The 15,643-nt window shown below is 71.4% G+C and carries 13 protein-coding genes; 7 read left to right on the top strand and 6 right to left on the bottom strand.

Translation table 11 applies throughout. The features are described 5' to 3' along the window. Nucleotides 1-135: 135 nt before the first annotated feature. The 3 genes from ABZ490_RS46675 to ABZ490_RS46665 are packed head-to-tail and all read right to left on the bottom strand — an operon-like array spanning nt 136 to nt 3,517. Nucleotides 136-624 (bottom strand): glutathione peroxidase, encoded by a 489-nt coding sequence (locus ABZ490_RS46675; RefSeq protein WP_359005122.1) that lies wholly within the window; start codon nt 622-624, stop codon nt 136-138. Beyond that, nucleotides 621-1,814, bottom strand: a complete 1,194-nt coding sequence (locus ABZ490_RS46670) for a DegT/DnrJ/EryC1/StrS family aminotransferase (RefSeq protein ID WP_359005119.1) — start codon at nt 1,812-1,814, stop codon at nt 621-623. The genes ABZ490_RS46675 and ABZ490_RS46670 overlap by 4 nt, the downstream gene beginning before the upstream one ends. Beyond that, the gene (locus ABZ490_RS46665) at nt 1,811-3,517 is read right to left on the bottom strand and encodes a carbamoyltransferase C-terminal domain-containing protein (RefSeq protein ID WP_359005116.1); all 1,707 of its coding nucleotides are present in this window, start codon (nt 3,515-3,517) and stop codon (nt 1,811-1,813) included. Before ABZ490_RS46665 ends, ABZ490_RS46670 begins: the two co-directional genes overlap by 4 nt. A 270-nt stretch (nt 3,518-3,787) precedes the next feature. Here ABZ490_RS46665 and ABZ490_RS46660 point away from each other — a divergent pair, with 270 nt between their 5' ends. Together ABZ490_RS46660 and ABZ490_RS46655 are read left to right on the top strand one after the other, a co-directional pair. After that, nucleotides 3,788-4,867, top strand: a complete 1,080-nt coding sequence (locus ABZ490_RS46660; protein ID WP_359005113.1) for a radical SAM protein — start codon at nt 3,788-3,790, stop codon at nt 4,865-4,867. Then, a complete protein-coding gene (locus tag ABZ490_RS46655; RefSeq protein WP_359005110.1) occupies nt 4,867-5,946 on the top strand; it encodes a methyltransferase in 1,080 nt (359 codons plus the stop codon). The genes ABZ490_RS46660 and ABZ490_RS46655 overlap by 1 nt, the downstream gene beginning before the upstream one ends. A gap of 62 nt (nt 5,947-6,008) precedes the next feature. Here ABZ490_RS46655 and ABZ490_RS46650 read toward each other — a convergent pair whose 3' ends face one another. The 3 genes from ABZ490_RS46650 to ABZ490_RS46640 are packed head-to-tail and all read right to left on the bottom strand — an operon-like array spanning nt 6,009 to nt 8,179. Continuing rightward, on the bottom strand, nt 6,009-6,536 hold the full coding sequence (locus tag ABZ490_RS46650) for a hypothetical protein (RefSeq protein ID WP_359005107.1): 528 nt from the start codon (nt 6,534-6,536) through the stop codon (nt 6,009-6,011). Further along, nucleotides 6,536-7,171 carry a hypothetical protein gene (locus tag ABZ490_RS46645; protein ID WP_359005104.1) on the bottom strand — a complete coding sequence of 212 codons (636 nt, stop codon included), beginning with the start codon at nt 7,169-7,171 and terminating at the stop codon, nt 6,536-6,538. The genes ABZ490_RS46650 and ABZ490_RS46645 overlap by 1 nt, the downstream gene beginning before the upstream one ends. Before the next feature lie 36 nt (nt 7,172-7,207). Then, nucleotides 7,208-8,179 carry a PIG-L family deacetylase gene (locus ABZ490_RS46640; protein WP_359005102.1) on the bottom strand — a complete coding sequence of 324 codons (972 nt, stop codon included), beginning with the start codon at nt 8,177-8,179 and terminating at the stop codon, nt 7,208-7,210. A 544-nt stretch (nt 8,180-8,723) separates the two neighbouring features. On the opposite strand from ABZ490_RS46640, the gene ABZ490_RS46635 reads away from it, so the two are divergent. The 5 genes from ABZ490_RS46635 to ABZ490_RS46615 are packed head-to-tail and all read left to right on the top strand — an operon-like array spanning nt 8,724 to nt 15,633. Next, nucleotides 8,724-10,568: a KedN5 family methylcobalamin-dependent radical SAM C-methyltransferase gene (locus ABZ490_RS46635; protein WP_359005099.1), complete on the top strand. Its 1,845-nt coding sequence runs from the start codon at nt 8,724-8,726 to the stop codon at nt 10,566-10,568. 32 nt (nt 10,569-10,600) lie between these two features. Then, nucleotides 10,601-10,876 (top strand): acyl carrier protein, encoded by a 276-nt coding sequence (locus ABZ490_RS46630; RefSeq protein ID WP_359005096.1) that lies wholly within the window; start codon nt 10,601-10,603, stop codon nt 10,874-10,876. After that, nucleotides 10,873-12,234, top strand: a complete 1,362-nt coding sequence (locus ABZ490_RS46625) for a glycosyltransferase (protein ID WP_359005093.1) — start codon at nt 10,873-10,875, stop codon at nt 12,232-12,234. The genes ABZ490_RS46630 and ABZ490_RS46625 overlap by 4 nt, the downstream gene beginning before the upstream one ends. Next, nucleotides 12,231-13,913, top strand: a complete 1,683-nt coding sequence (locus tag ABZ490_RS46620; protein WP_359005090.1) for a beta-ketoacyl synthase N-terminal-like domain-containing protein — start codon at nt 12,231-12,233, stop codon at nt 13,911-13,913. The genes ABZ490_RS46625 and ABZ490_RS46620 overlap by 4 nt, the downstream gene beginning before the upstream one ends. Beyond that, the gene (locus ABZ490_RS46615; RefSeq protein WP_359005087.1) at nt 13,906-15,633 is read left to right on the top strand and encodes a radical SAM protein; all 1,728 of its coding nucleotides are present in this window, start codon (nt 13,906-13,908) and stop codon (nt 15,631-15,633) included. Before ABZ490_RS46620 ends, ABZ490_RS46615 begins: the two co-directional genes overlap by 8 nt. Nucleotides 15,634-15,643 lie beyond the last annotated feature (10 nt).

Here is a 15,643-nt window from a genome sequence, read left to right as displayed (position 1 = left end):
GGCGGCTGGTCCGGACAGCGGCGTGCGGGTAGGGACGACTATGGGCGTCGCCCGTCCCCGCCGCCATCCTCCGCGTGATCCGAATCCCGTATCGGCGTCATCCATGCCCTGGATGACGGGCCACCGTGCTCATGCTCAGGCCGGCAGCAGGGCCTCGATGCGCTCCACGACCCCGGGGGAGTCCGGCTTCTCCCGGGAGCGGATCCGGTGCGCCACCGCGCCCTCGGGCGACACCAGGAACTTCTCGAAGTTCCACTCGACGTCCCCGGCCACGCCCCGCTCGTCGGGCGCGGCGGTGAGCAGCGCGTACAGCGGATGCCGCCGTACGCCGTTGACGTCCACCTTCTCGAAGAGGGGGAAGGTGACGTCGTACGCGGTGGAGCAGAACTCCCGGATCTCCTCGGGGGTGCCCGGCTCCTGCTGCCCGAACTGGTTGCAGGGGAAGCCGAGGACGGCGAAACCGCGCGGGCCGTAGCGCCGGTGCAGCTCCTCCAGCGCCGCGTACTGCGGGGTGCGACCGCACCGCGAGGCCACGTTCACCACGAGCAGGGCCGTCCCCCGGTACGTGCTCAGATCACCGGGTTCCCCGGCGAGGGTGCGGACGGGGATGTCGTACAGGCTCATGTCGCTGTCTCCTGGCAGGACTTGCGGACGGCGGCGATGACGGCGTCCACGTCGTCGTCGGTCATCGCCGCGCCCAGCGCGATGGTCACGGAGCGGCCGAGCAGCGCCTCGCTGGTCCTGAGCCGCGGCGGCCTTTCCCACTCCACGCCCCAGGGCGTACGTCCTTCGCGCACCGCCCGGTTGGCCGTGACCGGCTGGCCCTGGTACAGCGTGTGCGCCGGGATCCCGGCGGCGTTGAGGCCGGCGACGGCCGTGCGGGCCGCCAGACGCGAGCCGAGGAACAGGGTGAGATCGCCGCCCGAGCCCTCCTCGTCGGGCAGTCTGCGCCAGCGCACCGGCAGATCGGCGGTCCCGGCCCGCACCCGGCGCGCCACGTCCCGCAGCCGCCGGCACATCGGGAGCAGCCGGGGCAGCTGGGCGCCGAGCACGGCCGCGGTCAGCTCGGTCATGCGCAGATTGGTGCCGATGAACGGCGGGGCGTCGGCGGTGCCGCGCGTCGCGCCCTTGGCGGTGGTGAACTGGCCGCCCTGGTCCTGATAGCGGGCCACCCGGTCGTGGACGTCGGCGTCGGACGTGGTGACCGCGCCGCCCTCGCCCGCGGTGATGTTCTTGTCGAGCTGGAAACTGAAGGCGCCCGCGTCGCCGAGACCGCCGACCGGCCGGCCCCGGTAGCGGACCCCGGCGGCCTGCGCCGCGTCCTCGACGACCCGCAGCCCGTGTCGGCGCGCGACCTCGGTGATCGGATCCATGTCGGCGGCGGCGTGGTGCAGATGGACCGGCATCACCCCCCAGGTCCGCCCGGTGATCCGCTCCTCCAGCCGCGCCGGGTCCAGGGTGAGCGAGTCGTCGACCTCGGCGAAGACCGGGACGCCCCGGGCGCCGACCACCGCGCCGACACTGGCGACGAAGGTCACGGCGGGCACGATCACCTCCGCGCCCGCCGGGATCCCGAGACCGATCAGCGCGGCGGTGAGCGCGGCGGTGCCGGAGGACACCGCGACCGTGTGCGGGACCCCCGCCACCTCGGAGAACGCGGCCTCGAACGCGTCGGTGCGATGCGCGAGGGCCGGCCCGTAGTAGCGGAACGGCGACCGGGACCGGATCACCTCCAGGGCGGCGGTCTCCTCTGCCTCCCCCCACAGCGCGAGCGCCCGCCAGGTCTCGTACCGCATCCCGGGCCCGTCGCTCACCCGGTCTCCTCGGTCACCGCGTCCAGGTCCGTGACGCTGTGGGCGACCAGGAAGTCCTCCAGGAAGAGATAGTCGAGCTGGCTCGGCCCGAAGAACGCGAGCGCCTGCTCCGGGGTCTCCACGATCGGCTCCCCGCGGTCGTTGAAGGAGGTGTTGAGCACGACGGGCACCGAGGTGATCTCGCCGAACCGGGCCACCAGTTCGTGGAAGGGGCCGTTCGCCGCCGCGGTCACCGTCTGCACCCTGGCCGTCCCGTCGACATGGGTGACGGCCGGTATCTCCCGCCGCCTGTCCTCCTGGACCGGTGCGACGATCAGCATGTACGGCGACTCGATGTCGAGCTCGAAGTAGTCCGCGGCCCGCTCGGCGAGCACGGCGGGGGCGAACGGCCGGAACGCCTCCCGGTGCTTGACCTTGCTGTTGAGGATGTCCTTCATCTCCGCGCGGCGCGGATCGGCCAGGATGCTGCGGTGGCCGAGGGCCCGCGGCCCGAACTCGGATCCTCCGGTGAACCAGCCGATGAGCGCGCCCTGCGGCAGGAGTTCGGCCGCGATCCGGGCCGGCCGCGCCACCCGCCGGTGGGGCAGGCCCGAGGCGTCCAGCGCGGCCCGGATCTCCTCGGTGCCGTACGAGCGGCCCAGGTAGGTGTGGGTCTGCGGACGCGGCGCCGCCCCGCGGGCCTTCGGCGCCCGGGGGCGGGGATGCCCGCCGAGGACATGGTGGCCGTAGTAGGCGCAGCCGACCGCGCAGCCGTTGTCACCCGCGGCGGGCTGGGCGTAGATCTCGGTGAACGGGGTGTCCCGCAGGATCTTGCCGTTCGCCACCGAGTTGAGGGCGACCCCGCCCGCCAGACACAGCCTGGTCAGCCCGGTCTCCCGGTGCAGCCAGCGCGCGGCGTGCAGGACGGCGGTCTCCAGCAGGTCCTGCGCCGCCCAGGCGAGATCGGCGCCCCGGGCGAACCGCTCGTCGCCCTCGAAGCCGTCCAGCGCGTGCTCGACGAAGTCCAGCAGTCCGCCGTCCTTCAGATGCAGGGTGTACCGGCCCTCCGGCAGCAGGTCGAGATGGCGGTGGAACTCGCCGCGCCAGCGGTCGGTGCCGTAGGGCGCGAGGCCCATCGTCTTGCCGTCCTCGGTCAGGTACCAGCGGCCCTCCTCGTAGAGGGTGAAACCGATGGCCCTGCTGACCGCCTTGTACAGGAAGCCCAGCGAGTGGTCGCTGTCGCCGGCCTGGTAGACCCGCGTGTCGCGCAGCCCGTCGGTGCTCCAGTTGGTGCCGAACACCTTGGAGATCTCGGTGATCTCCGTGCCGCTGCCCACCGACATCGTCAGCGTCTCGACACCCTGCCCGTCGAACAGGCTGCCCGCCCCGTCGACCACCAGGATCGCCGCCTCCGGGAAGGGCGAGGGGTGGAAGGCGCTGGCGGCGTGCGCCAGATGGTGCCGGATCAGCGTCGTACGGCTGCGGAAGGGGAAGTAGCAGCTCGGCAGCAGGGTGTCGTCGGCGACGATCGCCTCCACTTGGCCGAGCCGGACCCCGCGCGCGGTCAGACAGTAACGCCAGCACTGGTTCGCCAGAGAATTCACATTGACCGCGTATTTGCGCCGAGTCAGCCGTTCCTCTTCAATGCCGACGGCGATCTCACCGTTCTCGACGAGGCAGGCCGAGAAGTCGTGGTTGGAACCGCCCAGTCCCAGAGCGAGCATACTGCCGTCCTTACTGTCAGTTCCGGCACACTGATTTGGCGAGTACGTCGGCATAACGCTACCCCGTGCCAACTGGCCCGTCGTCAGACGCATATGAGCCATCCTCCGGACGCATCGGGTCGCGACCCGGACGAAGGACGTAGACTCGCGGTCAACGAAAGAGTCATGCGCCGGACGACCTGGATGCGGTGATAAGGCATGGCCCTGAAACGTGATTATCGCGAGACGATGTTCGCGCATCGCGACGGCCGGAACCGTCTCAAGCTCCTCATGAATGACATGGTGATAGAGGAACAGCTGTGCCAGATGAGGTGTTCCTACTGCCTCACCGAGGACTTCAATCTCCTCATGCAGGTACCCGACGCGAGACTGCGGCTGACCACCGACCGGCGCGCCGACTGGCACGAGATCCTCGACACCTATCACCGGCATGTCGACAGCCCGATCATGCGGCTGAGCGGCGGTGAGTTCTTCTGGCTGAAGGGCTCCACCGAGTTCGTCGCGGAATGCAGCGAGAAGTACGAGGTCGTGCAGGTCATCACCAACGGCGCGTTCCTGACGCCGCATCGGCTCCAGGCCCTCGCCGAGCTGGGCAACGTCCAGCTCTGCCTGTCCCTCGACGGGCACACGCTGGAGATGAACGGCCATCGGCTGCCGCCCAAGCAGCACCGGCTGTTCGACGTCATCATGCGCCATCTGGACCACGCCGTGGAACTCGGCATCCCCATCGAGATCCAGTCGGTCATCACCGATCTGAACGCCACCGGGCAGGCCGAGTTCGCCGCGTTCCTGGCGGAGCGTTACGGGCGCGGAGTGATGCTCTACTTCTTTCCCGTGCGCGGGGAGACCAGGACGACGCACGCACCGCCGCTCGGCGACCATTTCGCGCCGTTGCTGGAACGCTACGACGAACTCTCCGCGGTCCTTCCGCCGCGCGCGTTCGTGGAACACATCGGGAATCAACTGCGCACCGGTGTCCGTACCCTGCGCTGTTACGCCACGGCCACCATGGTCCAGCTTTTCGGCCAGGGAGACGTCTCCTGCTGCCCGTACGCCTGGCTCAAACCCATGGGAAACATCAAGGAGAATCCCGACCTCATACCCGAGCAGTTCGGAAAACATCAGCACTACGACATGTTCATGCAGCCCCGGCCCCGTTTTCCGTACTGCAAGAGCTGCACCGGGCCCATCGACGTGGTCAATCTCTATCTCTTCGGCGGAATCACCGAGGAGGAAATCGCGCGCTGTGCCCCGTACGCCGGCCCGCGCGCCCTGGAGCGGCTGCGGGAGCTGAAATCAGCGTTCGCACCGGTTTTCGAGCCGGCCCATCGAGGTGATGAGGAGACGTGATGATTTCCCTGGACGGGATGTCCGCCGAAGAGATCGCGGCGGCCGGACCGGAGCGGCTGCGCACCCTTCCGCAGCACGATCTGCTCACCCTCGCCGGGGACTGGCTCGGTGAACTGGCGCCCTGGCGGGACGCCGAGAGCCTCGCGGCGATCTCCACCAGCCTGTCCGCCGAGTCGGTGCTGTCCTCCCTGTTCGTCTTCGGCGACCAGGTCGCCGAGTCCGAGGCCCGCGCGGAGGTCCCCGGGCCGCTGCTCGATCTGCTGCTGCGGGCCCGGGTGCTCGGCGAGGACGCCGGGAAACTGTCGGCCGACTACTGCCTGGTCCGCGGGGACGGCCTGGTCCTGCTGGCCGCCTGGCGGGCGGCGGGACGGGACACCGGGTCGTACGCGCCCTGGGTCGGCACCGACTCGATCACCCTCTCCCGGCTCGTCGCCGCGCGCAGCGGGATCCGCTCGGCCCTGGACCTCGGCTGCGGCACCGGCATCCTCGGGCTGTCCGCCGCCCGGGGCGGTGCCGAGGTCCTGTCGGTCGACGTCAACCCGGAGTGCACCGCGGCCACGACCCTCAACGCCCACCTCAACGGCCTGGCCGGCCGGCTGACCGCCACCGAGGCCGACATCATGTCCCTCTCCCTCGGCTCCCGGTTCGACCTCGTCGTCTCCAACCCGCCCTGTCTGCCGCTGCGCCGCGGCTCGCTCGGCTGGCTCGCCGGCGAAGCCGGCCTGGACGGACTGGAGTTCTTCTGGGAACTCCTGCGCCAGGTGCCCGGCCTCCTCACCGACGGCGGCGAGGCACTGCTCCAGGCCGCGGCCTACGGCGACGAGCACGGCCCGTTCTTCGTCCATGAACTCGAGGCCGAACTGCTCCGGCTGAACCTCTCCGGCCGGCTGCTGCTGCGCCCCTCGACACCCCCGCGCTGGCCGGCCTTCGCCCCGCGCGACGCCCAGCAGCAGCTCACCGGGCCCCTCGGCGACGAGGTCCGCGCCTATGTCACCAGCATCGGCGCCACCCACTACTACGGCTTCGTCCTCTCGGCACGCCAGATGGGCGAGGGCCTGGAAGTGGGCCGCTTCCGCTGAGCACTGATGGGTCCGGTGGCCGACCCGGGAACGCCGGGGCGTGCGCGGACCGCCCCGGCCCGTCAGGCCGCCGGGCCGAGCCACCGCGGGCCCAGGTCGGCGCGTTCCAGGGCGGCCACCGCGTCCGTCGCCTCCAGCAGGGACAGGCGGGTGGTGTCGACCAGGCGGATGCCGGGAACGTCGGGCACCTCCCCGTCCAGGTGCCGTTCCGCCAGCCGGCCCTCGACGAACAGCTTCCCGCCCGCGTCGCTCTCGATCCGGGCGGCCAGCGCGTCCGCGTCGGCCCGCAGCCCGTAGTAGACCGGGTCCGCCCCGAGCTCCCCGAACACCCGGTGGAAACGCTCGTAGGCCCGGCCCGCGAGGACCACCCCGGTGACGACCACGACCCGCGCCCCCCACGCCCGGTACACCGGCAGCGCGGCGCGCAGGCTCGCCGCCATCAGGTCGTACAACTCCTCGCCCCCGTCCCAGGGATGGACGATGGGGTCGCAGTCCATCGCGGCGGCCGGGACGCCGTACCGCGTCACCAGCTGATGCCCCAGCCTGGTCTTGCCGACCCCGGGCGCCCCCGTGATCACCACGACGCGCATCAGTGCGCGTCCTCGCGGACCGTGCCCACCAGGCGGAAGCCCAGGTGGGGGATCTTCAGCAGCTTCGCCCCGGAGTCGATGTCCAGGAACTTCTGCTTCAGCACCGACGTCACCTTGTTCACGTCCTCCCCGCCGGTCGCCCGGCCGAGTTCCTCGCGCGGGACGATCTGGCCCGGCCGCCCCGCCAGCAGCCGCAGCAGCCCCGCCTCCGCGTCGGTCACCGGCGCCGACTTCGCGGGCGAGCTGAGCGTGCCCCGGCCGTCGAGGGTGAGCACCTGGGTGTTCTCGGGCGGTGTGACGTTCCTGAGGTAGCCGAGGGTCTCCACCAGCCGTTCCCGCCGCAACGGGCTGGCCAGCGTGAAGCTGTAGCCGCGCGAGACCGCCGCGAGGACCTCGGTCGCCGATATCCGGTCCAGGACGGCGACCGTGTAACCGCCCCTGCGTTTCAGCTCCTCCACCGGGAGATCGTCGGGCCCGGCGGCGGCGACCCGGTGGAAGGCGACCAACTGGGCGCCGGGCGGCGCCGCGTGGCCCGCCCCGGGATCGGTCACGGCCAGGGTGAGACCGACCTCGGCGCAGGCGTCCGCGAGGACCTCCAGGTCCGCCGGGGCCAGGGACTGAGCCAGTGCATGCATGGGAAACCCTTCACGGAGTTCTCTTGGGAGGGCCGGTCAGCCGCGCAGCCGCCAGATCCGCTCGGCACCCGGCGTGCGCGTACCCTCCGCCAGGCGGGTGCCGTGCCGGTGGATCCGCCGGACGATGCCCCGGCGCACCTGGATGCGATAGGCGCCCAGCGCCTCGGACTTGGTGAGCGCCGCCGTCGCGTCCACCGGCCACAGTTCGGGACGCAGGTCCCCGAGCCCCGCCCCGGCCAGCCGGGCGCCCAGCTTGCGCGCGGTCTCCTCCGCCGAGGAGAACAACGCGTACGGCTGGTCCTCGTAGAAGACGAGCCGCGCCCCGCCGAGCCGGCCGTCGCGCGCCAGCTCCAGCACCGCCTCCCGGCAGGCGAGGTGATCGACATGACCGCCGACGCCGAGCGGCGCGCAGACCAGGCCGGCGCCCGCGAGCGCGGTGGCCAGCCGCGCGGTGACCGCCTCGAACAGCTCCGGCTCCTCGCGCGCGAAGCCGTCGGACCAGGCCGGGTCGGTGAAGAACGCCTCCCGTCTGAGCTCGCGGTCGGCGGCGTCGACGAAGCCGAGAAGCTCCATCCGTGCGCCCAGCACCCGGGTGGCGACCGCCTCCTCGGCGAGCAGCAGACGCCGGGTCAGCTCCGGGCGTACGGCGTAGTACGGGTCCTTGGTCCAGGTCTCCACGCTGAACACGTCGAGGAACCGGCCGCCGCGCCGGGCCACCGTGCCACCGAGCGCCAGCGCGGCGTCGTCCGGGTGCGGGGACACGACGACCGGCGCCAGGGGATCCGGGGGAGCGGCCGGCGGGGCCACCAGGAGCAGTCCGAGCCGCCGCCAGCGCGCGAGGCGCTCGCGCTCCGCCGGGGTGAAGGCGGTCAGGGGGTGTCCGCCGTCGCAGCGGGAGAGCAGCGCGGCGTCGGCGTCCACCTCGTGCCCGAGGAAACACAGCCGGCCGTCGATCGTCTCGACATGCGGCAGAGTGATCGGGCACCACGTGTCAGGAATCTCTGTCATGTATCTCCGAGCCCGGGCGGTGAGGAATGACAGCCGTAATAAGGCGGGAGCATACCGATCACCCCCAGGCCCGAACAGGGTGCGTTCCAGAGCGGCAGAAAATGAGGGACCGGTGGCCGAAAGTATTCCGCCCGCGTTGCTCTGATCATTTTTTCGGCATGCCGCGGGGCGATAGGTTTCCGGTCATTCATTCCGACCCGTGGGCCTGATCACCCGGCACCCCGCACTCCGCGCCCGACGCTGCGGGCGCGGCGGCTGTCACCCACTGATTTCCCACGTCAACCACCCTGCACCGGGAGGCGTTCCGCGGTGCCGCGCCGGGCCCGGCCGGTGGCCTTCGGCAAGACACCCGGCCTGGCCGAACAGGGGTGGAACGATTGGCCATGACTTCGGCCGGGTTGCCGCGGCCCCATTGCACCGGGGATCTTCTCCTGTAGCCTCGAAGGGCGATTTGGCCTGTCGGATCGATTAGAGGACGAGGCAGGGAATGGCGACGCGTGTACTACTGGTCCAGCAAGGGGTATGGGGGAATTCGGCGGTCTCCATGCCGCTGGCGATCGGCTACCTGAAGGCCTACGCCGAGGCCGACGAACGCATTCGACGGCGCACGGACATCTCCCTCCGGAACTACCCCGGCGACGCCGGCCTCAACGCCATGGCCCGCGATCTCGTGCGGGACGGCTGCCCCGACATCCTCTGCTTCTCGGTCCTCGGCTGGAACTTCCGGGCCTTCGGCGCCCTCGCCGAGACCTTCAAGCAGCTCAACCCGAACGGCTGGGTCGTCTTCGGCGGCAACCACGTCGCCCACCAGGGCGAGCGGGTCTTCCGGACGTTCCCGCAGGTCGACGTGGTGGTGAACGGCGAAGGGGAGCTGGTCTTCCGGGACCTGATGAACGGTTACCTGGACGGCGCCGGCCGCGACGGGCTCCATGAGATCGCCGGCATCTCCTTCCGGGAGGCCGGGGGAGACCTCGTCACCACCCCCGAGCGCGAACGCATCCAGGACCTGGAGATCCTGCCCTCGCCGATCCTCACCGGGGCGGTCCCGCTCGTCGACCGGCAGGGCCGCTTCCTCTACGACTACGCCCTGATGGAGACCAACCGGGGCTGCCCGTACAAGTGCGCCTTCTGTTATTGGGGAGGCGCCACCGGACAGAAGATGCGGGCGTTCTCCCGTGAACGGCTGCGCGCGGAACTGGACGTGCTCGGCCGGCGCGGCGCGGAAATCCTCATGCTCGCCGACTCCAATTTCGGGCTCCTGCGCCAGGACGAGGAATTCCTCGACGATCTTCTCCGGGTGCGCCGGAAATACGGCTTCCCGAGGCGGCTGGAAACCTCCTGGGCCAAGAACAAGTCCCCCGGTTTCTACCGCATCATGGAAAAGATGAAGCAGTCCGGGATGCACAGCGCGTTCATCCTGGCGCTCCAGACCATGGACGATTCCGTGCTGGATCTGATGCGCCGCAGGAACATGAGGCTGAACGACTGGGAAAGCCTCGTCGCCTGGCTCACCGACCATGGCATCACCCCGTATCTGGAGCTGATCTGGGGAGCGCCGGGCGAGACCGTCACCTCATTCCTCGACGGCTACGACCGGGCCGCCCGGCACACCCCGTTCATCGCCGTCCACCCGCTGATGCTGCTGCCGAACACCGAATACCACGACAAGAAGGAACAGCACGGAATGGTGACCGTGCGCGGCGAGCAGGACGACTTCGACTATGTGCTCGCCCACCGCACGATGACCCTCGCGGACAACGAGCGCATGCTCCGCTTCATCTGCTGGAACCGGGTCCTGGCCCGCAGTCTGTGGCTGCACAACATCTGGGTCGCCCTGCGCGAACTCGCCGACGTCCCCCAGTCCCGCGTCATCCTCAGCTTCTCCGACTGGATCGAGAAGAGCGAGGACCCCGAGGCCCGGGAGCTGCACGCGCTGGCCCGGCCCACCAGCTCCGCCAGCGAGAACGTCGACCCCAACGTCTGGCGGCTGCTCACCAAACGGCTGCTGCGGCGGTGGTGGGAGGAGGCCCTGCGCCCCGGCCTGTCCGAGGAACTGCTGCCGCTCCTGGACGAGGTGTTCCGCTACGACCTGATGTGCCAGCCCGTGCGCCCGCTGCCCGACGGCTCGGGACCCGAGGAGGACCTCCCGGTCGTCACCCGGCACGGCGAACGCTGGTACCTGCGCAGCGACACGGAGTTCACCCACCCCGTGCCCCGGCTGATCGCCGCACTGCGGCGCGGCGAGAGCGTCAGCACCCGACCCGAGCGCCACACCGCGGACTTCTACTACCGCACCGAGTTCGGCGGTGACCTCCAGCACTACTTCCGCATGGACCGCTTCCGCGGGCTGACGGAGCAGCAGCTGGAGCAGCAGTTCAGCCAGGCCTGACCCAGCACCCCACCTCACGGGAGACATTGACGATGGACCGCGCCGGGCTCATTCGGGACCTCCACGAGATAGCGGCGGGCATGACCAAGGGCGAGCACCGGCAGCCGCCGGGGGAGGGCGACGCCAGCCTCGTCGACCAGTACGGGTTCAGCTCCCTGGACGCCCTCGAGTACCTGCTGATCCTCGAGGAGAAGTTCGATGTCGTGTTCGAGGACGAGGACCTGACGGAGGAGACCCTCTTCTCCATCGAGGGCCTCGCCACGTACATCCTGGACCAGAGGACCGGCGAGAGCCCCTCCCTGACGTGAGCGGTGACATAGCGGTCAGTGTCGTCGTGCCGACCCGTGACCGGACCACGCGCCTGCTGCTCACGCTCACGGCCCTGGGACGCCAGACCCTGGGCCGGGAGCGGTTCGAGGTCGTCCTGGTCGACGACGCCCCGCGCCCCGGCGCCGTCGCCGAGGTGCTGTCGGCGCTCCCGCCGGGGCTGCCGGTCCGTACCGCCGCCACGGGCGGGCGCGGCGTCGCCCACGCCCGCAACACCGGGGCACGGTCGGCGCGCGGCGCGCTCCTGCTGTTCCTCGACGACGACACCGTGGCCGGCCCCGGGCTGCTGGAGGCACACCTCGCGGCCCACGCGGACACGGAGGCGGCCGTGCTGCACAGCGCCGTCACCGATCTCTCCGCCTTCGCCCTGACCCCCGACCCGCACCCGCTGCGGCCGGCCCTCGTCGGTGCGCGGGGGCGGCGCATCGAGCCCGCGACCCTCGCCGGCCTCGACGCGGCCGTCCCCCTCCTCGGGCCGCGCCGCTCCTTCATCGAGCGCACCGCCCGCAAGGTGATCCGTCCGCCCGGTCACGCCGCGCTGCGCTGGCTCGGCTGCATCGGCACCGCCACCAGCGTCCGGCGCGCGCTCTTCGACCGGGTCGGCGGCTTCGACGAGCACTACGGCGACCTGTGGGGCGGGGAAGACCTCGAACTGGGGCTGCGGCTCGCGGCCTCGGGCGCCGCCTTCGACCTCCTCGACCCGGTCTCGTACCACCTCCCGACCGCCCGCCGGGACACCGGCGACCTGCTGCCCCGCTTCTGGCGACGCGTCGCCGACCGGCACGGCGACCCCCGGCTGGCCGACGTGGGCACCTACCTGACCGGCCGCCTCCCCCTCGACGAACTCGCCGCGCGCCTCGCCCCACCGACGGGTCCCCGGCCGAACGCTCTCCCTCCGACCGGCCTCCCACGCGCTGGACTTCCTCCAACCGGTGCTCCTCCGACCGGTCTTCCTCCGGCTGGCTTCCCACGCGCTGGTCTTCCTCCGACCGGCCCGTCTCCGGCTGGTCTCTCGCGTGTTGGTCTTCCTCCGGCCGGTGTTCCTCCGGTTGGTCTTCCGCGTGCTGGTCTTCCTCCGGCTGGCTTCCCGCGCGCTGGTCTTCCTCCGACCGGTCCGTCTCCGGCCGGTCCGTCTCCGACCGGTCTCTCGCGTGTTGGTCTTCCTCCGGCCGGTGTTCCTCCGACCGGTCTTTCTCCGGCTGGTCTTCCGCGTGCTGGTCTTCCTCCGGCCGGTGTTCCTCCGGTTGGTCTTCCGCGGGCCGGTCTTCCTCCTTCCGGCCTTCCTCCTGTCGGTCTCCCGTCGGCCGGTTCGTCCTCGAACGGGACGGTGGCGTCATGAACGGGCCGACGGTGAGTGCCGTGATCGTGGGGGGCACCGCGCCGCTCCCGCCGGACGAGCTGCGCCCGGACCTCGTCGTCCTCCCCGCCCGCGCCTCCCTCACCCCCGCCTTCGTCGAGGTGCTGACCGCCGCGCTGGACCGCCTCCCCGCCGCCGTGCGCGACACCGCGCCCGTGGTCCTGGCGGCCACCGACTACTGTGTCGCGGCCACCTCCCGGTACGTCACCCGGTGCGTGGAGGCGGAGGCCGGCGGCCGCAGACTGCGGCCGACCGAGGCCATGACCCCGGAACCGGCTCAGCTCCTCCAGGAACTGGCCGCGGCCGGCGACTGGGACGGACGGGGCCATGTCCTGATCAGCCCCCGCGCGGCGGCCTTCCAGGCCTGGCGCTGGGCCTGGGGCACGGTCGCGGCGGGCCTGCACCGGGCGATGGTCGTCTGTGAACTCCTGCGCGATCCGCACGGCGACGGCTACCGGGTCACGGCGGTCCCCGTGGCCGCCGCCCCCGGACCGGTCCGGACGAAGGACACCTCGGTGGTCGTCTCCGGCACCGGCCTGGTCACCGCCTTCGGCGAGGGCGGCGAGGCGTTCTGGCGGAATCTGCTGGCCGGCCACCGGGCCCTCTCCGACCCGACCCGTTTCGACGCGTCCCGCTTCCGCGGCCGGACCGTCTGCCAGACCCCGGTCGAGCCGCCGCCCGGGCAGCCCGTACGGCGGGCGCTGCTGGACCGCGCCCGCGCCGAGGCCCTGCGGGAGGCCGGTGTCGCCGAGCCGCCGCCCCGCACCCTGCTGGTCCTCGCCGGTGTGGTCCCGCACCTCCCGCAGGTCGCCGGGGCGCCCCGGATCGAGGAGATCGCCCTGGAGCCCGACTGGGACGGCGACGGCCTCGGCGTCCCCGCACGCGACGCGGTGCTGATGGCGCACGCCTGCGCGTCGGGCGCCTTCGGGCTGGCCCTGGCCCGCGAGTGGCTGCTGTGCGGGCTGGCCGACCTGGCCGTCGTCACCGGGGTGTCGTCCCTCAACACCTACGACTACGCCTGCCTCGACACCCTGCGTGCCACGAGCACGACCGTCGCGCGCCCCTTCGACGAGGACCGCTCCGGAGTCACCGTCGGGGAGGGCGCCGGGGCGATCGTGCTGGAGACCGCCGGGCGTGCAGCGGCCCGGGGACACACCCCGCGGGCGACTGTCGCAGGGATCTCCTGCCGGGTCGCGGGCCAGGGCGTGAGCCGGCTCGACGCGCACATCGGCGCCGCCTGTGTGCGCGAGGCCCTCGCCATGGCCGGGCGCACCACCGTCGACCTCGTCCACGGCCACGCCCCCGGCACCCGCCAGGGCGACGAGGCCGAGCTGCTGGCCCTGGACCAGGTCGGCGCCGAGCACGACTGGCGGGGCGTCCCGGTCAGCTCGTACAAGGGCGCCGCCGGTCATCTGCTGCACGCCTCGGTGTTCCCCGGCGTCGTCGCGGCGGTCCGGGCGCTGCGCGAGCAGGTCCTGCCGGGCACACCCGGACTGCGCAAGCCCCTCGACGCACGGCATGTCCGGGTGCTGCGCGATGCGGAGCCCGGTGACGGGACGCGCTCCGTGCTGGTGAACAACTTCGGGTTCGGCGGCAACAACGCCGCCCTGCTCCTGACAGACGACACGACCGGGCGCGGGGAGTGGAGTACGGATGGCTGACGCGGTGCTGATGACACCCCGCGAGATCCTCACCGGATTCTCCAGTGTCAACAACCAGAACGTGCTGATCAACGATGACGAGTACCTCCGCCTCGACCCCGCGATGCGCCTCTTCTACGAGAAGGTGCGGGAGAACCTGGGTGTGGCGTGCATCGCGGGTCATCTGCGGTCGTGCGGGTATGCGGTGCGGGCGTTGAATCTGCACGGGCGTAATCCGAGTGATGAGGCGATCACGGAGTTGATCCGGCGGGAGCGGCCGCGGTTCGTCGGGATCAGCATCATGTACGACCTGCACATCGTGGACGCGGTGCGGTTGTTGCGGTGTGTGCGGGAGGCGGATCCCTCGGTGTTCGTGGCGATCGGTGGGGCGTTCTGCACGTACAACGCGAAGTTGATCGCGGAGCGTATTCCGGAGGCGGACTGTGTGGCGTTCGGTGAGGGGGAGTTGACGGTCGAGGGGTTGATGGAGTGTCTGGCGGCGGGGCGGGACTGGCGGGGGGTGCCGGGGCTGTGGTTCTGGCAGGACGGCCGGGTCCGCAGCAGCGGCTCGCCGAAACTCCCCGACCTCGCGAAGGAGGCGTGGCCCGCCCGCGACCTCCTGGTCCACCACCGGCGGAACGGCATCCCCACCCCGGTGGCGTCGACGTACACCAGCCGCGGCTGCCACGCCAAGTGCACCTTCTGCTATGTCCCGAGGGCGCCCGGGGTCACGGCGGGCAACGCCTGGCGGGTCCGCTCACCGGCCGACGTCGTCGACGAGATCGAGTATCTGCAACGGGAGTTCGGCACCCGGTTCCTGTGGTTCAACGACGACAACTTCGGCGGCGCCTTCCAGGACGGCTACCACCACGCCGTCGGCTTCGCCGAGGAGATCCTCCGGCGCGACCTGAGGATCTCCTTCCACTGCGAGTTCCGGGTCGACACCGGTCTCGTCGACCGGGAGGCGCTGCGCACCCTGCGCCGGGCCGGTATGGCCTCCGCGCTGCTCGGCATGGAGACCGGGGCGCCGAGCATGGCCAAACGATTCCGCAAGGGGACCATGGTCGAGTACAACTTCGACGCCGCCCGGCTGTTCAAGCAGGAGGGCATCGAGCTGGAGCCCGGCTGGATCATGGTCGAGCCGGGCACGACCCTCGACGAGCTCTGGGAGAACCTGAAGTTCATCGTGGCCGCGGACATCGCCGTCAGCGAGAACCCGTTCTCCTTCATCAGCCGCGCCATCGCCCTGCGCGGCACCGAGATGTACGACAAGATCGCCGACCCCATGCCGCCCGAGCTCCCGGACGTCGAGGGGCCGGCCCGGGCCGTGCTGCTGGAGGCCCGCCGGGAGTACCGGATCCCGGACCGGCGGGTCGAGGACGTGTGGGAGGCCTGGAGCAGGGTCAGCGCGGAGGTCGCCGACCGCAAGGAGGAACTGCCCTTCGTCGCCCAGCTCATCGTGGACGCCACCCGGGCCCGCAGGACGCGCGGCGAACCGGGCCTGCGGCCGCTGCTGAGCCGGCTGCGCGGCTGGGCCGACGGCCTCGCGGAGCTGCTGGTCGCCTTCCTCAACCTCGGGCTGCTGCTCGCCGACGAGAACCCGCCCCGGCTCGCCGAGCGGCTGGAGACCGAACTGCGCGCCCTGGTCGACGCCTACGACCGGAGGGTCCTCGGCGATCCCTATCCGGTGTTCGTGGCGGAGACCAGGAGGCTGTGCGGGGAGCAGGCCATGGCCGGGTGACACGCCCGGT

It is taken from the genome of Streptomyces sp. NPDC005811, from assembly GCF_040630405.1.
GTDB lineage: Bacteria > Actinomycetota > Actinomycetes > Streptomycetales > Streptomycetaceae > Streptomyces.
Note: the sequence above shows the minus strand (reverse complement) of the source record. Positions and strands in the feature narration are given on the sequence as shown.